Annotated in this window: 24 protein-coding genes; 14 read left to right on the forward strand and 10 right to left on the reverse strand. The window is 74.1% G+C overall.

The window, feature by feature from the left end:
* Positions 1–89: 89 nt before the first annotated feature.
* Complete coding sequence (locus ACYF6T_RS28975; RefSeq protein WP_461700234.1) at positions 90–782, reverse strand: response regulator; 693 nt, start codon at positions 780–782, stop codon at positions 90–92.
* Between the two features lie 242 nt (positions 783–1,024).
* Between ACYF6T_RS28975 and ACYF6T_RS28980 the strand changes: the two genes are divergently transcribed.
* From ACYF6T_RS28980 to ACYF6T_RS28990, 3 genes are all read left to right on the forward strand, one after another.
* Entirely contained in the window at positions 1,025–1,423 is a 399-nt protein-coding gene (locus tag ACYF6T_RS28980) for a hypothetical protein (protein ID WP_461700095.1), read from the forward strand.
* Positions 1,424–1,465: 42 nt separating this feature from the next.
* Positions 1,466–2,068, forward strand: a complete 603-nt coding sequence (locus ACYF6T_RS28985) for a CBS domain-containing protein (protein ID WP_461700097.1) — start codon at positions 1,466–1,468, stop codon at positions 2,066–2,068.
* 159 nt (positions 2,069–2,227) lie between these two features.
* Entirely contained in the window at positions 2,228–2,680 is a 453-nt protein-coding gene (locus ACYF6T_RS28990) for a pyridoxamine 5'-phosphate oxidase family protein (RefSeq protein WP_461700098.1), read from the forward strand.
* 906 nt (positions 2,681–3,586) lie between these two features.
* On the opposite strand, the gene ACYF6T_RS28995 is transcribed toward ACYF6T_RS28990, so the two are convergent.
* The 6 genes from ACYF6T_RS28995 to ACYF6T_RS29020 all read right to left on the reverse strand — a co-directional run bounded on the left by ACYF6T_RS28995 (position 3,587) and on the right by ACYF6T_RS29020 (position 8,769).
* Positions 3,587–4,441 (reverse strand): universal stress protein, encoded by an 855-nt coding sequence (locus ACYF6T_RS28995; RefSeq protein WP_461700100.1) that lies wholly within the window; start codon positions 4,439–4,441, stop codon positions 3,587–3,589.
* Between the two features lie 191 nt (positions 4,442–4,632).
* Positions 4,633–5,250 carry a hypothetical protein gene (locus tag ACYF6T_RS29000; protein ID WP_461700101.1) on the reverse strand — a complete coding sequence of 206 codons (618 nt, stop codon included), beginning with the start codon at positions 5,248–5,250 and terminating at the stop codon, positions 4,633–4,635.
* A 159-nt stretch (positions 5,251–5,409) separates the two neighbouring features.
* The gene (locus ACYF6T_RS29005) at positions 5,410–6,243 is read right to left on the reverse strand and encodes a universal stress protein (RefSeq protein ID WP_461700102.1); all 834 of its coding nucleotides are present in this window, start codon (positions 6,241–6,243) and stop codon (positions 5,410–5,412) included.
* Between the two features lie 188 nt (positions 6,244–6,431).
* Positions 6,432–6,878 carry a pyridoxamine 5'-phosphate oxidase family protein gene (locus ACYF6T_RS29010; protein ID WP_461700104.1) on the reverse strand — a complete coding sequence of 149 codons (447 nt, stop codon included), beginning with the start codon at positions 6,876–6,878 and terminating at the stop codon, positions 6,432–6,434.
* A 126-nt stretch (positions 6,879–7,004) separates the two neighbouring features.
* Positions 7,005–7,679, reverse strand: a complete 675-nt coding sequence (locus tag ACYF6T_RS29015) for a helix-turn-helix domain-containing protein (RefSeq protein WP_461700106.1) — start codon at positions 7,677–7,679, stop codon at positions 7,005–7,007.
* Between the two features lie 19 nt (positions 7,680–7,698).
* The gene (locus ACYF6T_RS29020) at positions 7,699–8,769 is read right to left on the reverse strand and encodes a zinc-dependent alcohol dehydrogenase family protein (RefSeq protein ID WP_461700107.1); all 1,071 of its coding nucleotides are present in this window, start codon (positions 8,767–8,769) and stop codon (positions 7,699–7,701) included.
* Between the two features lie 238 nt (positions 8,770–9,007).
* Here ACYF6T_RS29020 and ACYF6T_RS29025 point away from each other — a divergent pair, with 238 nt between their 5' ends.
* The 8 genes from ACYF6T_RS29025 to ACYF6T_RS29060 all read left to right on the forward strand — a co-directional run bounded on the left by ACYF6T_RS29025 (position 9,008) and on the right by ACYF6T_RS29060 (position 17,400).
* Positions 9,008–9,391, forward strand: coding sequence for an STAS domain-containing protein (locus ACYF6T_RS29025; RefSeq protein ID WP_461700108.1), 384 nt, complete (start codon positions 9,008–9,010; stop codon positions 9,389–9,391).
* Positions 9,392–9,518: 127 nt separating this feature from the next.
* A complete protein-coding gene (locus ACYF6T_RS29030; RefSeq protein WP_461700109.1) occupies positions 9,519–10,094 on the forward strand; it encodes an Rv1733c family protein in 576 nt (191 codons plus the stop codon).
* 136 nt (positions 10,095–10,230) lie between these two features.
* Positions 10,231–11,427, forward strand: a complete 1,197-nt coding sequence (locus ACYF6T_RS29035) for an EfeM/EfeO family lipoprotein (protein WP_461700110.1) — start codon at positions 10,231–10,233, stop codon at positions 11,425–11,427.
* A gap of 245 nt (positions 11,428–11,672) precedes the next feature.
* Positions 11,673–13,169, forward strand: coding sequence for an iron uptake transporter deferrochelatase/peroxidase subunit (gene efeB / locus ACYF6T_RS29040; RefSeq protein ID WP_461700111.1), 1,497 nt, complete (start codon positions 11,673–11,675; stop codon positions 13,167–13,169).
* 175 nt (positions 13,170–13,344) lie between these two features.
* Positions 13,345–15,189, forward strand: coding sequence for a phospholipase C (locus tag ACYF6T_RS29045; protein WP_461700112.1), 1,845 nt, complete (start codon positions 13,345–13,347; stop codon positions 15,187–15,189).
* A 171-nt stretch (positions 15,190–15,360) separates the two neighbouring features.
* Positions 15,361–16,353: a dihydroxyacetone kinase subunit DhaK gene (gene dhaK, locus ACYF6T_RS29050; protein ID WP_461700114.1), complete on the forward strand. Its 993-nt coding sequence runs from the start codon at positions 15,361–15,363 to the stop codon at positions 16,351–16,353.
* A 47-nt stretch (positions 16,354–16,400) separates the two neighbouring features.
* The gene (gene dhaL / locus ACYF6T_RS29055; RefSeq protein WP_461700115.1) at positions 16,401–17,000 is read left to right on the forward strand and encodes a dihydroxyacetone kinase subunit DhaL; all 600 of its coding nucleotides are present in this window, start codon (positions 16,401–16,403) and stop codon (positions 16,998–17,000) included.
* Entirely contained in the window at positions 16,993–17,400 is a 408-nt protein-coding gene (locus tag ACYF6T_RS29060; protein WP_461700116.1) for a PTS-dependent dihydroxyacetone kinase phosphotransferase subunit DhaM, read from the forward strand. Before dhaL ends, ACYF6T_RS29060 begins: the two co-directional genes overlap by 8 nt.
* 6 nt (positions 17,401–17,406) lie before the next feature.
* Here the strand turns inward: ACYF6T_RS29060 and ACYF6T_RS29065 are convergent, their stop codons facing one another.
* Positions 17,407–18,045: a TetR/AcrR family transcriptional regulator gene (locus ACYF6T_RS29065; RefSeq protein WP_461700118.1), complete on the reverse strand. Its 639-nt coding sequence runs from the start codon at positions 18,043–18,045 to the stop codon at positions 17,407–17,409.
* Between the two features lie 119 nt (positions 18,046–18,164).
* Here ACYF6T_RS29065 and ACYF6T_RS29070 point away from each other — a divergent pair, with 119 nt between their 5' ends.
* Positions 18,165–18,926 (forward strand): SDR family NAD(P)-dependent oxidoreductase, encoded by a 762-nt coding sequence (locus ACYF6T_RS29070; protein WP_461700119.1) that lies wholly within the window; start codon positions 18,165–18,167, stop codon positions 18,924–18,926.
* Positions 18,927–18,941: 15 nt separating this feature from the next.
* Here the strand turns inward: ACYF6T_RS29070 and ACYF6T_RS29075 are convergent, their stop codons facing one another.
* On the reverse strand, positions 18,942–19,637 hold the full coding sequence (locus tag ACYF6T_RS29075; protein WP_461700120.1) for a glycoside hydrolase family 75 protein: 696 nt from the start codon (positions 19,635–19,637) through the stop codon (positions 18,942–18,944).
* Between the two features lie 378 nt (positions 19,638–20,015).
* Between ACYF6T_RS29075 and ACYF6T_RS29080 the strand changes: the two genes are divergently transcribed.
* Together ACYF6T_RS29080 and ACYF6T_RS29085 are read left to right on the forward strand one after the other, a co-directional pair.
* The gene (locus ACYF6T_RS29080; protein ID WP_461700122.1) at positions 20,016–20,987 is read left to right on the forward strand and encodes a fibronectin type III domain-containing protein; all 972 of its coding nucleotides are present in this window, start codon (positions 20,016–20,018) and stop codon (positions 20,985–20,987) included.
* A gap of 169 nt (positions 20,988–21,156) precedes the next feature.
* Positions 21,157–21,714, forward strand: a complete 558-nt coding sequence (locus tag ACYF6T_RS29085) for a hypothetical protein (protein ID WP_461700123.1) — start codon at positions 21,157–21,159, stop codon at positions 21,712–21,714.
* A 6-nt stretch (positions 21,715–21,720) separates the two neighbouring features.
* Here the strand turns inward: ACYF6T_RS29085 and ACYF6T_RS29090 are convergent, their stop codons facing one another.
* Entirely contained in the window at positions 21,721–22,272 is a 552-nt protein-coding gene (locus ACYF6T_RS29090) for a PadR family transcriptional regulator (protein WP_461700125.1), read from the reverse strand.
* Positions 22,273–22,279 lie beyond the last annotated feature (7 nt).

Consider the following 22,279-nt stretch of genomic DNA (forward strand, 5'->3'; position numbering starts at 1 on the left):
GGGCCACACCTTCAGCCTCCGCGACCCGGGCGGGGCCCGGCATGGGCCGTGCGGGTGTGTTCCCGGGGACGTTCGGACCCCGGCGGGACTCAGTGGCCCTGCTGCCGCAGCCGGTCCTGGGCCTGGGTGGCGATGACCGCGGCCTGGATGCGCCGCTCGACGCCGAGCTTGGCCAGCAGGCGGGAGATGTGGTTCTTCACCGTCTTCTCGGCGAGGAAGAGCCGCTGGCCGATCTGCCGGTTGGTCAGCCCCTCGCCGATCAGGGCGAGGATCTCCCGCTCCCGGTCGGTCAGGCCGGGCAGCGCGTCCGGTTCCTCCTCGTGCTGCTGCTCGTGACGCAGGCGGGCCATCAGCCGGGTGGTGGCGCTCGGGTCGAGCAGGGACTGCCCGGAGGCCACGGTGCGCACGGCGGAGACCAGGTCCGAGCCCTGGATCTGCTTCAGGACGTATCCGGAGGCGCCCGCCATGATGGAGTCCAGCAGGGCCTCCTCGTCGTCGAACGAGGTCAGCATCAGGCAGGTCAGTTCGGGCATGCGCGAGCGCAGTTCACGGCAGACGGAGACGCCGTCGCCGTCCGGCAGGCGCACGTCCAGCACCGCCACGTCGGGGCGCAGGGCGGGCACGCGCACCAGCGCCTGCTCGGCGGTGGCGGCCTCGCCCACCACGGAGATGTCCGGCTCGTCGTCGAGCAGGTCGTGCACGCCGCGCCGTACCACCTCGTGGTCGTCCAGCAGGAAGACCCGGATCGGTTCGTCGGGGCCGTGCTGCCGGCTGTCCGCCATCGCATGCTCCTCGCAGATGTCGCGTGGTTCCGTGCCCGGTGCGACGGAATCCTCCACGGTGCGATCCTTCTCGGCCACCAGGTCGCGGGCCAGGGCCGGTCGGCCCTGATTCCTTCCCCTTCCGGTCACCGTGCGGGCGTACGGGACCCCCGGCCCGGTTCCGGGGCCGGGCGGCCCCTGGGGTGCGGCCGGACACCCGGGCCAGCCTGGAAGCGCCACGAACGATCAAAGGGGTGGAGCACATGACTCCCAGGGAGACCGGCACCGACGTCCACGCGACCGACGCCGTACGGGTACGCGCCGAGGGGAACGTGGACGAGGAGGCGCTCGGCTACGTCCGGGCCAAGGTGCACGCGGTTCTCGACCGGCCGGGACTGCCGGTCGTCGGCGGCGAGGTGCGGGTCGCGCGGGCGAGCGCGCACCACGTGGAGCAGCCCTGGTCGGCAGCGGCCGAGATCCGGGTGGGCGGCGAACTGCTCGTCGTGCACGCCGGGGAGGCCACCGCCCACGAGCTCGCCGACCGCCTCCAGGACCGCCTGCGGGCCCGCCTGGACCGGCTCGCGCACCGGGGGGACTGCGCCCGCAGGTCGGCCACGCCGCCGCCGTGGCGTGGCGGCCCGGCGAACGGGCAACCGCAGTAGGAGCCGGGGCCCGGCCTCGCGCATGCCAAGGAGGAAGGCGTCGTGAAACCCACCACCGTCGGCGAGGTGATGACCAGTGAGGTCGTCGTCGCCCACCGCAGTACGCCGGGACCCGAGCTGGTCCGGTTGCTCCGGCGGCACCGGATCAGCGGAATCCCGGTCGTCGATCACGACGACAAGGTCCTCGGGGTGGTCTCCGGGACCGACCTGGCACGCGCGGAGGCCGGCGGCGCCGGCGGCAGTGCGGGGGAGCTGATGTCGACCCCCGCGATCACCGTGCATCCGGAGCAGTCCGTCTCCGCCGCCGCGCGGGTGATGGAGCGGCACGACATCGAGCGGCTGCCCGTCGTCGACGAGGAGGACCGGCTGATCGGCATCGCCACCCGCCGCGATCTGCTGCGGGTCTTCGCCCGCACGGACGGGGCGATACGGCGTGAGGTGATCGACGACGTCCTGGTGGGGGCCCTGGGGCTGGCGCCGGACGCCGTCTCGGTCTCCGTGCGGGACGGCATGGTGACGATGGCGGGGCGGGTGGCGCGGCGCAGCGACATCTATCCGGCGGTGCGTTCGGCGTGGCAGGTCGAGGGGGTGGTGGGGGTGGTGAACGGCCTCACCTACGCCGTCGACGACGCGTCGGGGCCGTGACCGGTGCGGACTCCGGTGCGGGGTGAGGGGTCCACCGGGGCGCAGTCGGGCCCGAACGGCCCTAGCGTGGGGCGGCCCGCTTCCGTTCGAATGACCTGATCGAACAGAGCCGCACCTCCTTCGCCGGACCGACACCGAGAGAACGTACGGAAGCCGCCCATGGCCATCGACCACGCCCAGCCGGTTCCCGCAGGCCCCCGCCAGAGCGTCCCGCTCGACCGGGACGAGGCCCTCCGGCTGCTGGGCAGCGTCTCGTTCGGGCGGATCGTCTTCACGCAGCACGCGCTGCCGACGATCCGCCCGGTCAACCACGTCCTCGACGACGGGCACATCGTCATCCGCACGCACGAGGGCGCGGCCCTGACCTCCCGCACCCGGCACGCCGGCACACCGGGCGTGGTCGTCGCGTACGAGGCCGACGTCATCGACCCGGTGACCCACACCGGCTGGAGCGTGGTGGTCACCGGCTACGCCCACCTGGTCACCGATCCGGTCCAACTGGCCCGCTACCAGGAGCTGTTGCACCCCTGGGTGGGCCGCGCGATGGACTACGCCGTCCGCATCCAGCCGGACCTGATCACCGGCATCCGCCTGTCCCCGAGCGAAACCTGAGACGCCCCGCAAGGACCCCCACCCGACCCTGCCCCGCGACGGATCGGGCGGTCCGCGGAGGCATTCGGCCGCCATTGCCCCGGCGAATCGGACGCACCCAAGGGCGCCCGGCCCCCGTGGATCGGGCGGTCCGCGGGGGCCGGCTGACCCTGCCCGGGCGCATCGGGCGATCCCCCAAGAGCGCCCGCCCGGCTCAGCCCCGGCGGATCGGGCAATCCGCAAGAGCGCCTGACCACCCCCGCCCCAGCAGACCAGACGCTCCCCAAAGACACCCAGCCCCACCCCCAGCGGACGGGGCGACCCGCCGGCGTGTTCGGCTGACCCTTCCCCGGGCACATCGAGCGATCCCAAAAGCGTCCGCCCGGCCCCACCTTCCAATGGATCGGGCAATCCGCAAGACTGCCTGACCACCCCGCCCCAGCAGATCAGACGCTCCCCAAAGACACCCGGCCCCACCCCCAATGGACGGGGCGACCCGCCGGCATGTCCGACTGACCCTCCCCGGCCACATCGGGCAATCCCCAAGAACGTCCGCCCGGCCCCACCCCCAGTGGACGGGGCCGCCCGCCGGGTGTTCGGCAGGCCCTTCCCCGGGCACATCGAGCGATCCCCAAGCGTCCGCCCGGCTCAGCCCCGAATGGAGCGGGTGATCCGCAAGAGTGCCTGGCCGCCCCCGACCCAGCGGATCGGGCAGTGTCCCAGGGTGTCCGGCCACCCCCGCCCCGGCCGGATCGGGCAGTCCCCAAAGATGTCCCGTTATCCCCACCCCAGCGGATCGGGCGATCCGCGACAGGATTCGCCCGGCCACTGTCCCGCCCCTGGCGGATCGGCGTTCCCGCCAGGGGCGGGGCCGGTGGGGCGACGGCGCCGTTGGGCGCTCGTCTGCGGTACCGGCCGCGCCGGTGGTCAGTCGTGCGGTACGACCGCCACCGGCGCCGACGCGTGGCGCAGCACCTCGTGGGTGACCGGGCCTATCGGGGAGCCGACGGTCGACGTGGCGCGGCTCCTGCGGCCGACGACGATCAGTGCGGCGTGCCGGGACGCGTCCACGAGATGGGCGCCTGCCTGGCCGACGACGGCCTCCTCGGTCACCTCGACGCCGGGGAACTTCTCCCGCCACGGCACCAGCAGACCGTCCAGCAACTCCTGCGCCTGCGCGACCGGTTCGTCCGCCGCGTGCGGCTGCAGCCGCCAGCCGTGGACGATCCTCAGACCCGCCGCACGGCGCGCGGCGGCCTCGAAGGCGAACGCGAGCACCGCGTCGTCGGTGTGGTCGTGCAGCTCCAGGCCGAGCACGACCTCCCGCCGCCCCGCCTCGGCCGTACCGGCGTTGTCGGCGTCGGCGCGCACCAGTACCACCGGTCCCTCGACCCGCCCGACCACGGCCGACGCGACGGACCCGAGCAGATGGCCGGCGGCGCGGCCCAGTCCGCGGGATCCGAGCACCAGGAGGTCCGTCCGCCCCGCCGCCTCCAGCAAGGCCGCCGCGGGCCGTCCGGCGAGCCGCTCGGCCGTGACGTCGAGCCCGGGGTGCCGGTGCCGCAGCGACGCCCGCACCTCCCGCAGCATCCGCTCGGCCCGGTCCTCGCCGGAGGGCGCCAGGGCCTCCCCGCCGAACGGCACGTATGCGGACGGCTGTTGCTCCCCGGCGTACACGACGCGCAGCGCGCCCGCCCCCAACTGCGCTTCACTCGCGGCCCATTCCGCGGCGGCGAGACTTTCGGGTGAGCCGTCCAGGCCGACGGTGACGGTTCGGGACATGTGCTGGCCTCCTTCGGTGTCATGGGCAACTCTCCTGTTCCGCCGCCCTCGCGGGTAGGTCCACTGGTCCCTGTCCGGGGTCCCGGTCCTCCCCGCGCCCTCCTCCGTGTCCTGCCAACAAACAGGGGCGCCGCCGCTGCGGGAGTCGCTTCCCTCAGCGGCGGCGCCCCGGCAGGGCCCGCACGGAGCGGTCAGAGCAGCCAGCGGTTACGGCTGACGAAGGGCAGCCGTGCCCACACCTTGCCCAGCCCCCACGTGGCGCCGGCGCCCGCGGCCGCGAGGGCGATCAGGACGACGGCGTAGATGACGTGGTAGTCGGTGAACGGGTTGGTCGACATGCTCAGCGACCCGTCGGACAGGTGCTTGGCCGGCGGCCACTCGGCGATCCACATCAGCGCCATCATCGCCGTGCCCGCCACCGCGGCGAACCGCAGCGCGACCCCGGAGATCAGCGCGAGGCCGATGCCCAGCAGACCCAGCATGAACAGCCAGTCCGCCCAGCCGGCCCCGGCCCAGTCGTGGAACGTCGACTCCATCGGTCCGGCCGCCACCGAGCTCAGGAAGCCCTTGGTGGGCGAGCCGCCGTCGATCCAGCCCTTGCCGGACGGGGTGGCGTAGCCGAAGCCGAAGGTCTTGTCGAGGAACGCCCACAGGAAGACGAACCCCGTCAGCAGTCGCAGCCCGGCGAGGACGTGCGCGACGGTCGCCGTCGTCGCGGCGGTGTCCGTGGTCGCCGGGGCCGTTCCGGCCTTGCGCTGGAACGAGAAGTGGAACCCCAGATGACGTTGCGGTTGGTCGTGCACTGCCATGATCTTCATCCCCTCCGAGGAAGTGTCGCGCGGGGCTTTCGGAGCCCTCGTCGCGTTTTCAATGTCTCGCCTGTGCGACGGCCGTCGCAGGGGCTGCAGGGCCCGTCCGACGGTCCGAACGTCCCCCTCCGCGGGACCACTTGGATCCCGCGGCGCCCGTCATCGCGCCGCCCTGGGCACCAGCACCACGGGGCAGTGCGCACGGTGCAGCAGTGTGTGCGCGACCGGGCCGAGCCGCCCGCTGCGCCCGCCGGGCGAGCCGATCACGACGACGCATGCCTCGCGGGTGGCCTCCAGCAGGGCGTGGGCCGGCGCGCTGCGCACGGTGTGGGCGTCGACGCCCACCGTGGGGTGCCGTTCCTGCAGCCGGGCCAGGCTGAAGCGGGGCACGGAGTCCTCCGCCCGCTCGCGCACGGCCTGCCTGCGCTGGCCGGGGCTGGTCGCCGGTATCAGGGAGGGCAGTTCGGGGGTGACGTGCCGGTGGTCCCGGGAGTGCAGGACGCGCAGCCAGACGTTGCGCCGCTCCGCCTCCTCGAAGGCGTAGGCGGCCGCCTCGACCTCACCGTCGCCGTGCAGCCCGAGCAGCACGTCGCGTCCGGCGCCGCCGTCCTCGGGATGGTCGCCCCGGACGATCATCAGCGGACCGGGCACCCGCGCCGCCAGGCGCAGGCTCACCGATCCGAACAGCGTGCCGGCGACGCCTCCGAAGCCGCGCGTGCCGACGACGGTGAGGCAGGCGCCCTCGCTCTCGCGCACCAGGGCCGCGACGGGGCCGCCCTGGACGGCCCGGGTCACGACCCGCAGCCCGGGGTGGCGTCCGCGGACGCGGGAGACGGCCGACGCCAGGATCGGCGCGGCCTCGTCCGGGTCGTGCACCGCGTAGACGACGCGCAGTTCGCCCGCGCGTCGCGCGGCTTCGTCCGCGGCCCGGTCCAGTGCGCGTACGGCGACCAGTGAGCCGTCCGTGCCGACGACCACGTGATGGAGAGTCATGTCCCGTTTCCCTTCTTCGGCCGTGCTCTTCTCGTGCGGCGGGAAGGGGCCGCCGGGACCGCGCCTCGCGGGAACCCCGCTACGGCTCCGCATCCGATGCTGGTGCGGCGCGCGCGTCGCAGGCAGGGGCCGCGGGAACCCCGGGGCACGCCGTACGGCCCCTTGTGCGGGGGTCGTACGGCCCGGGGTCAGTGGGTGAGGTTCAGGTCGACGCCGTAGAGGGTGCGGCCGGCGACCAGTTCGCGTCCGGTCACCAGCTCCGGCTCGACGCGGACGAAGACCTCCCTCGGGGAGGCCACCCAGGAGCGCGGGCCGGTGCGGGCCAGGCGCTCGTGTTCGGCGGGGTCGGTGACGACCCGGGCGGCGCCGGTGACGACGACGCTCCAGCCGGCGTGCGCGTCCGCGTCGACCTCGTCGGCCTCGAAGGCGACCACCGCGCCGTCGATGGCGCGCACCAGCTCCGAGGCGGCCGAGGTGCGCAGCAGTACGGCGCCGTCCTGGTCCAGGCAGAAGTTGACCGGCAGCACCGCGGGCAGCGCGTGACGCGTGTGGACGATGCGGCCGACGGGCACCCTGGCCAGCAGACGCAGGCACTCCTGCCGGTCGAGTTCGCGGAATCCGTCGTTGGGGTACATGAGCCAGCCGTCTCTCATCCCGTCGGTGCCGCCCGGCAGGGCGGCCTGGGGTACAGGTCCATCTTTCGCCGCGCGGGGCCGCGGGCTAAGGGCCATCGGTCCCGGACGGGCCGGACAACAGCCCCCTCATGCGGTGATCCGGCGCCCGGTGAGGGCGAGCGGTTCGATCCGCACCCACACCTCGCGGCGACCGCCGGCCCAGGGCTCGCTGCGCACCCGCTCGGCCAGCCGGGCGACGGCGTCGGGGTCCTCCACGGTGCGGGCGAGGCCCCGTACGAGCACGCTCCAGCCCTGGCTGAACACGTCGTCGATCCGGTCGACCTCGAAGGCCACCCGGCAGCCGGCGGCCTGCGCCGGGAGGGTGCCGGGTGAGGTGCTGAAGACGATCGCGCCGTCGATCACGCTGTAGTTGACGGGCACGACCAGGGGGCCCTCGGCGGTGGGTACGGCGACGCGCCCGACGCCGTGCGTGGACAGCAGGACACGGCACTCGTGCGGGGTGAGCTCGGTGAACTGCGGGTGGCGGGAGGCCCGTTGACCACCCGGCGGGAGCTCGGTGTCGCCTCCGGTGAGGACCGAGACGGTGGTGTGCAGGACCTCGGCGAGCCGCAGCAGGGTGCTGATGCCGGGCGTGGCGGCCGGCTGCTCCTCCAGATAGCGGAGGTAGCCGGGGGCCATGCCGGCCCGGGCGGCCGTCTCCCGCCGGGACAGCCCCAGTTGGGCGCGCCGCCCGGCGATCCGGCGCCCGAGGTCGCCGGCCGCCGGGGCGTCGCGGATGTGGGGCGGGGTCGGTGCGGTCATGACCCGTCACTCCCTCTCGTCAGGCCGCGCGGACGGCGACGGTGTCGTGCTGTTCCCCGCCGAGCACGACCTTCAGCGCGCCGGTGTCGGCGGCGCCGGCGAAGACGTCGTACGCCTCCTGCATCTCGTGCAGCGGGAAGGTGTGGGTGATCAGCGCCGCGACCGGTAGCCGGCCGGCGGCGGCCATGCGCAGCAGGGTGGGCGTGGTGCGGGTGTCGACCAGGCCGGTGGTGATGGTCACGTTCTTGATCCACAGGTCTTCGAGGTGCAGGGTGGCGGGCCTGCCGTGGACGCCGACGTTGGCGAGGTGTCCGCCGGGGCGCACCATGCGCGTGCACAGCTCGAAGGTCTCGGGCGTGCCGACGGCCTCGATGACGACGTCGGCGCCCAGTCCGTCGGTGAGGTCGGCGATCAGTTGTTCGGGGGCCTCGCGGGCGTCGGCCACGGCGTCGGCGCCGAGCCGCTTGGCGGCGTCCAGCCGGGCGGCAGCCAGGTCGACGGCGACGACGCGTTCGGGGCTGAAGAGGCGGGCGGTGGCGACCGCGGCCAGTCCGACGGGCCCGGCCCCGACGACGGCGACGGTGTCCCCGGGACCGACGTGCCCGCTCAGGACGCCGACCTCGTAGGCGGTCGGGAAGATGTCGGCCAGGAGCGCGGCCTCGCGGGCGTCCAGGGCGCTGGGCAGCGCGTGCACGGAGAGGTCGGCGTGCGGCACGCGGACGTACTCGGCCTGGGTGCCGTCGATCAGGTGGCCGAGGATCCAGCCCCCGCCGCCGCGGCACTGGCCGTACATGCCGGTGCGGCAGTAGGCGCAGCGCCCGCAGGCGGTGATGCAGGAGACCAGCACCCGGTCCCCCGGGCGTACGGTGCGCACGTCGCGGCCGGTCTCGACGATCTCGCCGACGGCCTCGTGGCCGAGCACCGTGCCGGGCCGCACCTCGGGCACGTCGCCCTTGAGGATGTGCAGGTCGGTCCCGCAGATGGTGACGGCGTCGACGCGGACGATCGCGTCGGTGGCCTCCTGGACACCGGGGTCCGGGACGTCCTCCCAGGAGGACTGGCCGGGCCCGTGGAAGACGTAGCCCTTCATGGCGATCCTTCCCTCCTCGGTGGTTCGGCTGCGTGAGCCGGACACCGGGCGCTGCCGGAAATCACCCCGCAGCTCCAGCCTGTCCGGCCACTCCCGCGATCGCTTGGGCCGGTCGGCCCCCAGCGCATCGCCGGTCGGGTCCTTCGCCCCGGCTCGACCCGTCCGGCCCAGGCCGGGCGGGGTCCTGTGGGCCGGTCGGCCCTTCCGCCCGCCCCGGCCCGTCCGATTGCCTGTGACCATGGCCGAAACCCACTCCAGGCGCGTGCCGCCGCCCACCGTACGGGTCGTCGCGGGGACGACCGTCGTGGCCCTGCACGGCGAGATCGACCTGCTCGCGGCCCCGTCGCTGGCGGCCCGGCTCGACGAGCTGACCGCCGCCGCGGCCTGTGACGTGGTGCTCGACCTGCGTGCCGTCTCCTTCATCGACTGCTCCGGGCTCGGCGTGCTGTGCCGGGCCCGCAACCGCGTCCTGGCGCGGCGCGGCCGGTTGCGGCTGGTGACGGCCGACCCCCGCTTCCTGCGGCTGTTGCGCCCGGTGGGGCTGGCGGGCGTCTTCGAGGTGCGCGCCCGGCTCGCCGACGCGCTGACCCCCGCGGCCGGCCTCCCGGCGGCCACGGGCTGAACGGCCCATGCGCGGGCGGGGAATGACCCCGGTCGGACCCCCGTTCCCGCCTGACCGGCCCATCCCGGCCCACCGCGCCGGCTGTCACCGTCTTGGACAGACGACCACGAGAAGGAGGTGCGGACCGATGGGCGGCAGGACTGTCAGGAAGCTGCTGTGGCGGTGGCGGAGCAACCCGCTGCGACGGCACGACGACATCGTCGAGTCATGGATCGTGCTGGTGGTGCTGCTGGTCATCACGCTCGGCGGCGCGGCGGCCGGCTTCGTCACGGCCCACGCGGCCGACGGCGAGCTCGCCCGGCAGCGTGCCGAACGCCACTCCGCCCACGCCGTCCTCGTCGCCGGTGTCCCGAGCACGGCGTCGGCCGGCGGGAGCAGCGAGCGCGTCTCGGCCGAGGTCCGCTGGACCGCGCCCGACGGCACCACCCGCAGCGGCCGGACCCTGGTGAACGCCGGGCAGAAGGCGGGCGCCCGGGTCGTGGTCTGGCTGGACGCCAAGGGTGCGCTGGCCACCGAACCGCCGGGTCCCACGGAGGCGGCCGCGGAGGCGGCCCTGCTGGGGCTGGCCGCCGCGCTGGCCACCACCGGACTGGCGGTCGGCGCCGGAGCCCTGGCCCGGTGGCGGCTCGACCGGCGGCGCCTCGACCAGTGGGGCAGGGAGTGGGACCTCGTCGGACCGCAGTGGGGCCACAAGACCGGTTGAGCCGCGCGGCCGGCCGTGGCCGCGCAGTGAACCAGGAGGGAACTCTTGGTCATGGGTTCCCCTGGACGCCGGTCCGGCCCGATCATGCCGCCTAGCATGTGAGCGATCGCGCACGTCACCACTCCGGGAGGCCCGGATGCCGTTGTCCCGTCCCAGGACAACGCCACTGCGCCTGTACGGCGCCCTCGGCCTGGTCCTCGTCCTCGCCCTGGCCGGGGTGCTCCTCGCCCGGCACGGTGCGGGCCGGGCCCGCGGCGCGGCGGGCGGGCTGCCGCACACCGCGGTCGAGGTGTCGGCGAGCCACTGCGGGCGCGGCTGGACGCGGCCCGTCTCCGGAGTCCAGGTCTTCGACCTGCGCAACACCTCCGACGGCGCCGCCGAGGTCTACCTGGAGGACCCGCGCAGCCAGGCCGTCTACGGCGAGGTGGAGGACGTCGGTCCCGGCACGACGCGGCAGCTGACCGTGCGGCTGGGCAAGGGCGCGTACGCCTTCAAGTGCGTGCCCGACGACGCCGACGCGGTCACCGGGCCCACCGTCCGCGTCGCGGCCGGCCGTGCAGGGCCGGCCGCCGCCCCGGTCACCGAGCACGACCTGATCCCGCCGTCGCTCGCCTACCAGAAGTGGGTCGGCGGCGGACTCGCCGAGGTCGTGCGGCTGACGGCGCGGCTGCGGGACGCGATCGACCGCGGCGACCTCGCGGCGGCCCGGTCGGCGTGGCTGCCGGCGCATCTGGAGTACGAGCGGCTCGGGGCGGCGTACGACGCCTTCGGGGACGCGGACGGGCAGATCAACGCCACCGACGCCGGGCTGCCCGACGGCGTGCGCGACAAGGGCTTCACCGGCTTCCACCGCGTGGAGTACGGGCTGTGGCACGGCGAGTCGGCCACCTCGCTGAAGGCCCCGGCCGCGGCGCTGGTGAAGGCGGTGACCGGACTGCGCGACAGCTGGGCGCAGACCCGCATGGATCCCGCCCAGTTGGGGCTGCGGGCGCACGAGATCCTGGAGAACACCGTGCAGTTCGAGCTGACCGGCCGGACCGACTACGGCAGCGGCAGCAATCTGGCCACCGCGCGCGCCAACCTGGACGGCACCCGCCAGGTCCTCTCCCGGCTGCGGCCGCTGCTCACCGGCCGGTACGCCGGTCTGCCCGGCCTGAACCGGGAGGTGGACCGGGCCGCACACACCCTCGACGGCCTCCGGCACGACGGTGCGTGGCCGCCGCTGGACCGGTTGAGCCGCACGCGACGCGAGGACGTGAACGCGGTGCTGGGCGACCTGGTGGAACGCCTGGCGTCGGTGGCGACCCTGTGCGACCCACGGAGGACGGTGTGAGCGCGAAGCGGTCCGCCCAGGACGACATGCAGAGCGAAACGCGAACCGCACGCGACGGCGTGAGCGGGGCGCGAGCCGTCCAGGACGGCCCGCACGACGAGACGAACGCGAGTCGATCCGCACGCGACGTCATCAGCGCGGCGCGAACCGCCCAGGACGGTGCGCACGACGAAATGAGCACAAAGCGACCCGCACGCGACGGCGTGAGCGCGGCACGAACCACGCAGGACGGTGCGCACGACGAAATGAGCGCGAAGCGACCCGCGCGAGCCGTGCACGACGGCAGCCCGCACGACGAGACGAACGCGAAGCGACCCGCACGCGACGGCGTGAGCGCGGCACGAACCGCCCAGGACGGTGCGCACGACGAAATGAGCGCGAAGCGACCCGCGCGAGCCGTGCACGACGGCGGCCCGCACGACGAGACGGACGCGAAGCGGGCCGTGCGAACCGTGCCGGACGGCCTGCACGACGAGACGGGCGCGAAGCGGGCCGTGGGAGCCGTGGCGGGCGGGGTGCGGGTGGGTGGGAAGTCGGTCGGTGTCGGGCGGCGGGGGTTTCTGCGGGGTGCGGTGCTCGCTGGTGCCGGGCTGGCGGCGAGCGGCGCGTCGGCCCCGGCCGGCGGCACGACCGTCGCCGCGGCCGTCGCCCCCTTCCACGGCCCGCGTCAGCTGTCCGCGATCGCCGCCCCGCGCCGCGTCAGCGCGTTCACGTCCTTCGACGTCACCGCCGAGAGCCGGTCCGAGCTGGTCGACCTGCTGCGCACCCTGACCGACCGCGCCCGCTTCCTCACCTCGGGCGGCACCCCGGACCCGGCCGGGATCACGGCCCCGCCCGCCGACTCGGGCCTCCTCGGCGACCGGCTGCCCGGGCACGCGCTGGCCGTGACCGTCGGCGTGGGCGCCACCCTCTTCGACGACCGGTTCGGCCTGGCCAAGGCCCGGCCCCGCCGCCTGACGACCATGCCCGCCTTCCCCGACGACGACCTGCGCCCGCAGTGGTGCCACGGCGACCTCAGCCTGCACCTGCACGCCGACGACACCGACACCGTCCTGCACGCCCTGCGCGACATCGCCCGGCACACCCGCGGCGGCATGCAGGTGCGCTGGCGCCTGGACGGCTTCACCAGCCCGCCCCGCCCCTCCGGCACCCCGCGCAACCTCATGGGCTTCAAGGACGGCACCGCCAACCCCGACATCACCGACGCCCGCGCCATGAACCGCCTGGTGTGGGTGGGCGAGGGCCAGGGCGAGCCGGACTGGGCGGTCGGCGGCAGCTACCAGGTCGTCCGGCTGATCCGCATGCTGGTGGAGTTCTGGGACCGCGTCTCGCTCGGCGAGCAGGAGCGGATGTTCGGCCGCGACCGCGCCACCGGCGCCCCGCTGGACGGCGACACGGAACACGACACGCCGAACTACGCCGACGACCCCAAGGGCGACGTCATTCCGCTGGACGCCCACATCCGGCGCGCCAACCCGCGCACGGCCGCCACCGAGGACCAGCGCATCCTGCGCCGCGCCTACAACTACGACCGGGGCACGGACACCAACGGCAACCTCGACATGGGCCTGCTGTTCTGCTGCTACCAGCAGGACCTCGCCCGGCAGTTCGAGACCGTGCAGAAGCGGCTGGCCGGGGAGCCGCTCGTCGACTACATCTCCCCGTTCGGCGGCGGCTACTTCTTCGTCCTGCCCGGCGTACGGGACGCGCAGGACTGGTACGGACGTGCCCTGCTGGCCTGAGCTTGTCCGGACAACTCGTTGGTCCATTTGGTCAATACACGGTCAAAGTTTGGCCCGGCATCCCTGACCGGGTGTTCATTCCCGCGCCATTCTTCTTCTGCCGACGGGCCGTCTGACGGGCGAACCATCCCTGCCCGTACGACGCAGTGACGAACCGGCCGGAGGGTGAACCAACATGGCCAGCAGGGGTAGAAGAGCCACGATCCGCAGTCTGGGGGCGCTCGCCGGCGCCGCCGCGCTCACCGTTCTGGGCACCGCGCCGGCCTGGGCCGCGGCGCCCGCCGGCGGCGGTCACGGCGGCTCCTCGACCGCGACGCCGATCAAGCACCTGGTCGTGCTCTTCGACGAGAACATCTCCTTCGACCACTACTTCGCGACCTACCCCAAGGCCGCCAACACCGACGGCACGAAGTTCACGGCGTCGAAGAACACCCCCAAGAACATCGACACCCTGGCCCACGCCGGGCTGCTGACGAAGAACCCGAACCAGTACCTGCCCAAGCGGCTCACCCCGGCGCAGGCCATGACCTGCGACCAGAACCACTCCTACGGCCCCGAGCAGTACGCGGCGAACGGCGGCAAGGCCGACCAGTACGTGCAGAACACCGAGGTCGACAAGTGCAGCGGCGGCCTGTTCGGCGAGCCCGGCCTGGTGATGGACTACTACGACGGCAACACCGTCACCGGCCTGTGGAACTACGCCCAGCACTACGCCCTCAACGACCGCTCCTACAGCTCGGTCTACGGCCCCTCCACGCCCGGCGCGCTCAACCTGGTCTCCGGCCAGACACACGGCGTGATCTCGGTCGACCCGGCCACCGGCACCGAGAACCCCAAGCAGACCTCGACCCCGGACTCGTACGCCGTCAAGTCCCCGGACGCCAAGGGTGTCGGCACGGTCGTCAACGACCCGGACCCGGCCTACGACGACTGCTCCGACAAGGACCACACCAGCACCAGCGCGCTCGCGGCGATGCAGGGCAGGAACATCGGTGACCTGCTCAACGCCAGGAAGGTGACGTGGGGCTGGTTCCAGGGCGGCTTCCGGCCGTCCACCGCCTGGGACGGCAAGAGCGGCCACTACGCCAAGTGCGACACCACGCACACCAACGTCGGCGGCGCCTCGGTCGTCGACTACAGCCCGCACCACTCGCCGTTCGAGTACTACAAGTCGACGTCCAACCCGCACCACCTGCCGCCGAAGAGCGTCGCCGAGATCGGCCACGACGGGCAGGCCAACCACAACTACGACCTGACCGACTTCGACGCCGCCGTCAAGGCCGGCAAGCTGCCCGCGGTCAGCTTCCTCAAGGCCGCCGAGTACCAGGACGGCCACGCGGGCTACTCCGACCCGATCGACGAGCAGCACTTCCTGATCGGCAAGATCAACGAGATCCAGAGCTCGCCGCAGTGGAAGTCCACGGCGATCGTCATCGCCTACGACGACTCCGACGGCTGGTACGACCACGCCTACGTCGCCCCGCGCAACGGCTCCACCGACACCTCGCTCGGCTCCAACGGCAAGGCCACCGACAGCCCCGCCTGCCAGGCCGCTCCGAAGGCGTCGGGCGGTTACGCCGACCGCTGCGGCCCCGGCACCCGTCAGCCGCTGCTGGTGGTCTCGCCGTACAGCAAGGTCAACAAGGTCGACCACACGCTGACCGACCAGTCCTCGATCATCCGCTTCGTCGAGGACAACTGGCGCACCGGCCGCGTCGGCGACCACTCCTTCGACGCCACCGCCGGTTCGCTGACGGGCCTGTTCGACTTCCGGCACCCCAACAACAAGCAGGTGCTGCTGAACGCGGACGGCTCCGTGAAGTCCGTCGGCCCGATCCGCCACGTCGCGGCCGTCAGCACGCACATCACGCCGGGCCCGGCGATGGAGAACACGGCCGCCACCACCGACGCCTCGTCCTTCCCGGCCCTGCCGGTCGGCCTGGGCGCGGGCGCCCTGCTGGCCGCCGGCGCCACCGGCACGTATCTGACCCTGCGCCGCAGGCAGCGCACGGCCGCCTGACCGGCCCGAGGTGAGCGGGGCGGCACGGTCCACCGGACCGTGCCGCCCTCGCGCGTGCGCGGTACACGCCTGGGCGTCCCGTACACGTGACCTTCGCCGTGTGAACGCCGATACTTCCGAGAGTGAGCTGCCGGGACTGCGGCTCAGCGGACACGTTTCCCGGAGGTAGCAATGAAGATGCTCATCAACGTCGCCGAGACCGTGGTCGCCGACGCGCTGCGGGGCATGGCGGCCGCCCACCCCGAGCTGACCGTGGACGTCGACAACCGGGTGATCGTACGGCGGGACGCGCCCGTGGCCGGGAAGGTGGGGCTGGTCTCCGGCGGTGGTTCGGGGCACGAGCCGCTGCACGGCGGATTCGTGGGCCCCGGCATGCTCTCGGCCGCGTGTCCGGGCGAGGTGTTCACCTCGCCGGTGCCCGACCAGATGCTGCGGGCGGCGGCGGCCGTGGACAGCGGGGCGGGTGTGCTGTTCATCGTGAAGAACTACACCGGTGACGTGCTCAACTTCGACATGGCGGCCGAGCTCGCCGAGGACGAGGGCATCCAGATCGCCAAGGTGCTGGTCAACGACGACGTGGCGGTGACCGACAGCCTCTACACGGCCGGGCGGCGCGGCACCGGCGCGACGCTGTTCGTGGAGAAGATCGCGGGCGCGGCTGCGGACGAGGGGCAGCCGCTGGAGCGGGTGGAGGCGGTCGCCCGCCAGGTCAACGACAACTCCCGCAGCTTCGGTGTCGCGCTGAGCGCGTGCACCACCCCGGCCAAGGGCAGTCCCACCTTCGACCTGCCCGCCGGGGAGCTGGAGCTGGGCATCGGCATCCACGGCGAGCCGGGCCGGGAGCGGCGGGCGATGATGACCTCGGGGGAGATCGCCGACTTCGCGGTGGGCGCCATCCTCGACGACATGACCCCGCGCAACCCGGTGCTCGTCCTGGTCAACGGCATGGGCGCGACGCCGCTGCTGGAGCTGTACGGCTTCAACGCCGAGGTGCAGCGGGTGCTCGCCGAGCGCGGGGTCGCCGTCGCCCGCACACTGGTCGGCAACTACGTCACCTCGCTCGACATGGCCGGCGCCTCGGTCACCCTGTGCCAGATCGACGAGGAGCTGCTGCGGCTGTACGACGCGCCGGTGAGCACGCCGGGGCTGCGCTGGGGCATGTGACCGGTCCGCGCCACGGTGTCAACGTACCTACCACGCAAGGAGATCCCGTGCTCGACGCCGACTTCTTCCGCCGTTGGATGACGGCCACCGCCGCGTCCGTCGACCGAGAGGCGGAACGGCTCACCGCCCTCGACTCCCCCATCGGCGACGCCGACCACGGCAGCAATCTGCAGCGCGGGTTCCGGGCCGTGGCCGCGGCGCTGGAGAAGGAGGCGCCGGGCACCCCGGGGGCCGTCCTCACGCTCGCCGGACGCCAGCTGATCTCGACGGTCGGCGGTGCCTCGGGACCGCTGTACGGCACGCTGCTGCGCCGTACCGGCAAGGCGCTCGGGGACGCGGAGGAGGTGAGCGAGGCGCAGCTGGCACAGGCGCTGCGGGCCGGGGTGGACGCGGTGATGACGCTGGGCGGTGCCGCGCCGGGCGACAAGACCATGGTGGACGCGCTGGTGCCGGCCGTGGACGCGCTCGGCGACGGTTTCGGCGCGGCGCGCGCCGCCGCCGAGGAGGGGGCGCTGGCGACGACCCCGCTGCAGGCCCGCAAGGGCCGGGCGAGCTATCTCGGCGAGCGCAGCATCGGGCACCAGGATCCCGGCGCCACCTCGTCGGCGCTGCTGGTCGCGGCCCTCGCGGAGGCGAGCGGTGAGTGACGGGAAGGTCGTCGGGATCGTGCTGGTCTCGCACAGCGCCGAAGTCGCCCGTTCGGTCGCCGAGTTGGCGAAGGCGCTGGCGGGCGGGGCGGCGGTGCCCGTGGCGCCGGCGGGCGGCACCGAGGGCGGCGGGATCGGCACCAGCGCCGAACTGATCGCCGCCGCGGCCGCCTCCGTGGACCGGGGGGCCGGGGTCGCCGTCCTCACCGACCTCGGCAGCGCCGTGCTGACCGTGAAGGCGCTGCTGGCGGAGGGCGACGAACTGCCGGAGGACACCCGTCTGGTGGACGCGCCGTTCGTGGAGGGCGCGGTGGCCGCGGTCGTCACGGCGGCGGCCGGCGCCGACCTCGCGGCCGTGGAGGCGGCGGCAGCGGAGGCGTACACCTACCGGAAGGTCTGAGCTGCTTCAGGAGAGACCCGCCGCTACGGTGGCCAGGGCCGAGCGCATGGTGTCCGTGAGCTCGGCCCGCGCCGTGTCGGGGTCCGGCCCGGCCCCGGCGTGGCGCCACGCGTACTGCTCGACGGCCGCGCGCAGGGCCGCGTTGAACATCGCCGCCCAGATCGCCGGGCGCAGGTCGTCGGCGGGCAGCCCGGCCCGTTCGGCGAGGGCGCGGGCGAACGCGGGCTCGGCCTCGTCGTAGGTCTGGAGCCAGACGGCGCGCAGGCCGGGTTCGGTGCGGGTGAGCCGGACCAGGGCCCCGACGGTGGCGTGGTCGGGGCCGCCCGCCGGCCCCAGGTCCCCGGTCAGCTCGTCCGTGAACAGCTCGTCCAGGGGCTGTCCGGGGCGCCATGCGCGCAGCCGGGCGGCGAGCATCTCGATCCCGGCGGTGAACAGGGGCCGGACGCAGGCCTCCTTGCCGGGGAAGTAGCGCCACACCGTGCGCGCGGAGACGCCGACGGCCTGCGCGATCTGCTCGCCGGTGGTCGCCGCGACGCCCTGGGTGACGAACAGCCGCACCGCGGCCCGGGCGATCTCCAGCCGGATCCCGGCCTTCTGCTCCTCGGTCAGCGGCGGCCGTCCCGTGCGCCCCCGGGCTGCGGTCATCTCGTCCTCCGGCGGTGGTGATCACTCCCGGGGAATTCTCCCCCACGACTTTATGTCACACACAGACATTAAGTCGTATGCTGAGCCCCCCTTACGGACCACACGCACAGGAGCGGCAGATGGCCGGCGGATTCGACGGACGCAGCGTGATCGTCACCGGAGCGGGCTCGGGGATCGGCCGCGCCGCCGCCCTGGCCTTCGCCGCCCAGGGCGCCCGGGTCGTGGTCGCGGACCTCGACGCGGCGGGCGCGGGGACCACGGTGGACGACATCGCGCAGGCGGGCGGCACCGCGGTCGCCGTCGTCGGCGACCTCGGCGAGCAGGCGGTCGTCGACGAGGTGACGCACACGGCCGTGGAGCGGTTCGGCGGCGTGGACGTGCTCGTGAACAACGCCGGCATCATGGACCGCATGTCGGCGCTCGCGGACGTCGGCGACGCGGAGTGGGAGCGGGTCATACGGGTCAACCTCACCGCGCCCTTCCTGCTGACCCGGGCGGTGCTGCCGCACATGCTCCGGGCGGGCCGGGGCGCGATCGTGAACACCGCCTCCGAGGCCGGCCTGCGCGGCAGCGCGGCGGGCGCCGCCTACACCGCCTCCAAGCACGGGCTGGTGGGCCTGACGAAGTCCCTCGCCGTGATGTACCGCGGCCAGGGCATCCGCGCCAACGCCATCGCGCCGGGCGGCACCGCGACCGGCATCACCGTGGACGCCGAGCAGGGGGCGCACGGCCCGGCGACGCTCGGCCCGCACTTCGTCAACCTGGGGCGGGTGGCCCGGCCCGAGGAGCAGGCGGCCGCCATCGTCTTCCTCGCCTCGGACGCGGCGAGCAACGTCAACGGCGCGGTCCTGCCGGTCGACGACGGCTGGTCGGCCGTCTGACGTCCGGCGCGGCGGTCACTTGCCCCGGACGAACGTGCGCGCCAGCCGCTTCCCGGCCGCCACGGCGGCGGCGTGGTCCTCGATCGGTCGCACCCGCGAGTCCCTGAAGACGATGTAGGTGACGCCGGAGGGCGTGCCGCCGCCGCGCGGGTCCGGACGGATGCCGAGGGCGGCGGCGGTGGCGTAGGACGCCTCGCCGATGATGTCGCTCGGCCCCACGTCGCCGACGACCGCGTACTGCACACGGTCGCGGTAGACGACCGCGGCGACCGAGCCGCCGCGCACGCCGTGGTCGCGGTGGTTCCAGATGCGGCCGGCGGCGGGCACGACGATGTACGGCAGCCGTTCGGCGCTCAGGTGGCGGCCGTCGGACTGCTGGAAGGCGGTGGCGGCGGAGAACAGCGGGTCGGTGCGGCGGTTGCAGCGCGGGCCGGGCCGGCCGTCGCAGTCGATGTCCATGTCGGCCTTCCAGAACACCGCGTCACGGGTGGCGCACACGGGGATGGTGGCGGGCATGCCGTCGTCGCTGCGGTAGCGGCCCCGGGAGACCTGGGCGCAGTCGCGCACCCTGGCCAGCAGGTCGGCGGCGCGCACCGAGCCCTCGCGCCAGGCCACCGGCTCCTGGTGGAGAGAGGGCCGGACGGCGGGCAGGGCCGCGGGGGCCAGCAGGGCGGCGCTCGCCGCGGCCAGCGTCAGCGACTGGAGACGCACGATAAGGGACCCTCTCGCGGGGAGGTCTGACGGACACTCAGCCCAATGTGGTACCGGTCCGCGCGTGCGGCCACTGGTGGGGGGCCGGACGGAGGTATCGCCCGCCGACGGCCGACTCCGGGCAGGGGCCGGGCACCTGAGCCGGTGTCGGCTCGGGGCGCCCGGCCACCCGTGTCCGGCGCGGGATCAGCGACGACAGCGGGCCCGCGCAGGCCGGCGCGAACTCCCCAGCCCTCCAGGAGAGTTCGACCGCGAGGAGCTTCAGCATACGTAACTCCGGCGGCGTCTCACCAAGGGACGGCCCTCTTGCCGCGCCCGGACCCGTCGCGCCATATTGGTCCGGACCATTGCCGCCACACCGTTCGGGGAGGCAGCGCCGTGCGTCGCCCACTCGTATGCCGCGTCCTCGCCCTCTGCGCGGCCCTCGCGGTCACCGGCGCCTGCGGCCGGGGCGGGACCGGCGACGGCGACGGGTCGGCGCCCGGCGCGCCCCTGGGCGTCACCGCGGCGGCGGGCAGCGCCACCAGCGTGCACGTCATGTGGAACGCGGAGCCCGGAGTCCACGGCTACGAGGTGTATCGCGGCACCACAAAAGTCGAGGACGTGCCCGGTTCCGAGCACATGGTGGACGTCACCAGGCTCAGGCCGTCCACCCTGTATGTCTTCACCGTCCGGGCACGTGGCAGCGAGGGCCGCCTCGGCCCGCCCAGCCAGGAGGTGCGCGCGCGGACGCCCGCCGCGGTGGCGGCGGACGACACGGCACCGACGCGCCCGGCCCGGATCCACGGGCGGGCGGCCGGCAGCCGTGCCGTCCAGCTGTCCTGGTCCGCCTCGACGGACGACCGGGGTGTGGTGTCGTACGACATCTGCCAGGGCGGTACGAAGATCCACAGTGTGGGCGGGGACCAGACGGCGGCCGTGGTGACGGGACTCAGGCCCGGCGCCCGCTACTCCTTCACCGTCCGCGCCCGGGACGCGGCCGACAACGTCTCCCCGCCCGGCGGCCCCGTGCGTCTGACCACACCGGGCGCCGACGACGGCCGGGCCACCGCCCCCACCGCCTTCCGCGCCACCACCCACCGGGCCGACGGCGCCTACTACATCGACCTGAGCTGGCTCGCGCCCCGTACGGAGGGCCTGGTCACGGAGTACGACATCCGCCTCGACGGCCGTACGGTCACCTCGCTGGTCTACGGCGCGCACGCGCCGCGCGGCCGGGCGTCGTACAGCTTCTACGCGGGCCGGGAGGCGGGCGTCACCCACCGGGTGCGGATCCGGGCCCGGCTGCCCGACGGGACCTGGGGCGGGCTGACGCCGGACCGGACCGTCACCACCGGGCCCCGCCCCTGACGGCACGCGGGCTTCGCCCGGACGACGGAATGCGTCACCTGGCCGGCCCTGGTCCGCGTGCGGGCCCGGCCCGCGGCGCCTTGGCTTTCCCTGAGGCAGCACGGGCGTTCCCCGATCCTCGGCGGCGCAAGGGATGTACCGCCAACCGTGCCGCCGGAGGACAGTCCACATGCGCAAACCATCGCCCCTCGTGAGCTTGGCCCTGACCGCGGCAGCCGCCGCCGCGCTCCCGCTCGCCCTGGCCGCCACGCCGGCCGCGGCGCTGGGGTCGGGGATCTCCGTGAGCACCAGCGGGTCCACCGTGTCGGTGACGACCACCGTGTGCTCCCAGACCACCAGCAGCGGCAGCTGGGGGACCGCCTCGCTGCTCAACGGCAGCCAGGCCAACTTCGCCCAGGGCCGTCAGGTGGCCCTGTCGGGCACCACGTCCCTGCAGACGGCGGCCTGGCAGGGGGTCAGCCCCGGCACGTACACCGTGATCGTCATGTGCGCGAAGGACAACAGCACCGCGGGCACCCAGACGGTCATCGTCTCGGCCGCGGCCGCCACGCCGACGATCTCGGCCACCGCCACGGCCTCGCCCTCGCGCGGGGTGATGGGCGGGCTCGGCGGCACGATCCAGGACTACGGCCCGGTGACCCTGGGCGTGGGCAGCGCGCTGGTGGGGGCGGGCGTCATCGCCACCGGCTGGTACCTGCGCCGCCGGGCCAGGCCGTACCGCCTCTGACCCCGCTCACGCGCTCCTGGGGTCCGGCAGTTCGGCGAACTCCTCCAGCGCGTGGGTGAGCCACCGCGTCCAGAAGGTCTCCAGGTCGATGCCCGCGCGCAGCACAAGGTGGCGCAGGCGGTCCTGCGCGGTGTCCCGGCCCGGCGGGAAGTCGCGCTTCTCGATCTCCTCGTACTCCGCCAACTGCCTTTGGTGCAACTCGAGATGGCGGCGCAGGTCGTCCTCGAGACCCGCGGTGCCCACCACCGCCGCCGCGCGCAGCCGCAGCAGCAGCGGGTCCCGGTGGGGCCTCGGGTCCTGCGCGGCGGCGGTCCAGCGGGCCAGTTCGGCGCGGCCCGCGGGCAGGACCTCGTAGCTCTTCTTCTGCCCGCGGACCGGCTGCTCGGCCGGCAGGGCCCGGATGTGGCCCTCCGCCTCCAGCCTGCCCAGCTCGCGATAGATCTGCTGATGCGTCGCCGACCAGAAGTAGCCGATCGACCGGTCGAACCGGCGGGTCAGCTCCAGCCCCGAGGAGGGCTTTTCCAGCAGGGCCGTGAGGATCGCGTGCGGGAGTGACATGAGGTCA

The sequence above is a fragment of the Streptomyces sp. 7R007 genome (assembly GCF_054850255.1).

What these genes read in the sequence shown, in the direction of transcription:
- ACYF6T_RS28995 (WP_461700100.1), bottom strand. Translation starts at nt 4,441, where the DNA reads ATGTCCCGAACCGTCACCGTCGGCCTGGACGGCTCACCCGAAAGTCTC.
- ACYF6T_RS29025 (WP_461700108.1), top strand. Translation starts at nt 9,008, where the DNA reads ATGGCCGAAACCCACTCCAGGCGCGTGCCGCCGCCCACCGTACGGGTC.
- ACYF6T_RS28990 (WP_461700098.1), top strand. Translation starts at nt 2,228, where the DNA reads ATGGCCATCGACCACGCCCAGCCGGTTCCCGCAGGCCCCCGCCAGAGC.
- ACYF6T_RS29045 (WP_461700112.1), top strand. Translation starts at nt 13,345, where the DNA reads ATGGCCAGCAGGGGTAGAAGAGCCACGATCCGCAGTCTGGGGGCGCTC.
- ACYF6T_RS29065 (WP_461700118.1), bottom strand. Translation starts at nt 18,045, where the DNA reads ATGACCGCAGCCCGGGGGCGCACGGGACGGCCGCCGCTGACCGAGGAG.
- ACYF6T_RS29000 (WP_461700101.1), bottom strand. Translation starts at nt 5,250, where the DNA reads ATGGCAGTGCACGACCAACCGCAACGTCATCTGGGGTTCCACTTCTCG.
- ACYF6T_RS29030 (WP_461700109.1), top strand. Translation starts at nt 9,519, where the DNA reads ATGGGCGGCAGGACTGTCAGGAAGCTGCTGTGGCGGTGGCGGAGCAAC.
- ACYF6T_RS28980 (WP_461700095.1), top strand. Translation starts at nt 1,025, where the DNA reads ATGACTCCCAGGGAGACCGGCACCGACGTCCACGCGACCGACGCCGTA.
- ACYF6T_RS29085 (WP_461700123.1), top strand. Translation starts at nt 21,157, where the DNA reads ATGCGCAAACCATCGCCCCTCGTGAGCTTGGCCCTGACCGCGGCAGCC.
- ACYF6T_RS29020 (WP_461700107.1), bottom strand. Translation starts at nt 8,769, where the DNA reads ATGAAGGGCTACGTCTTCCACGGGCCCGGCCAGTCCTCCTGGGAGGAC.
- ACYF6T_RS28975 (WP_461700234.1), bottom strand. Translation starts at nt 782, where the DNA reads ATGGCGGACAGCCGGCAGCACGGCCCCGACGAACCGATCCGGGTCTTC.
- ACYF6T_RS29035 (WP_461700110.1), top strand. Translation starts at nt 10,231, where the DNA reads ATGCCGTTGTCCCGTCCCAGGACAACGCCACTGCGCCTGTACGGCGCC.
- ACYF6T_RS29010 (WP_461700104.1), bottom strand. Translation starts at nt 6,878, where the DNA reads ATGTACCCCAACGACGGATTCCGCGAACTCGACCGGCAGGAGTGCCTG.
- ACYF6T_RS29005 (WP_461700102.1), bottom strand. Translation starts at nt 6,243, where the DNA reads ATGACTCTCCATCACGTGGTCGTCGGCACGGACGGCTCACTGGTCGCC.
- dhaK (WP_461700114.1), top strand. Translation starts at nt 15,361, where the DNA reads ATGAAGATGCTCATCAACGTCGCCGAGACCGTGGTCGCCGACGCGCTG.
- ACYF6T_RS29090 (WP_461700125.1), bottom strand. Translation starts at nt 22,272, where the DNA reads ATGTCACTCCCGCACGCGATCCTCACGGCCCTGCTGGAAAAGCCCTCC.
- ACYF6T_RS29070 (WP_461700119.1), top strand. Translation starts at nt 18,165, where the DNA reads ATGGCCGGCGGATTCGACGGACGCAGCGTGATCGTCACCGGAGCGGGC.
- efeB (WP_461700111.1), top strand. Translation starts at nt 11,673, where the DNA reads ATGAGCGCGAAGCGACCCGCGCGAGCCGTGCACGACGGCAGCCCGCAC.
- ACYF6T_RS29015 (WP_461700106.1), bottom strand. Translation starts at nt 7,679, where the DNA reads ATGACCGCACCGACCCCGCCCCACATCCGCGACGCCCCGGCGGCCGGC.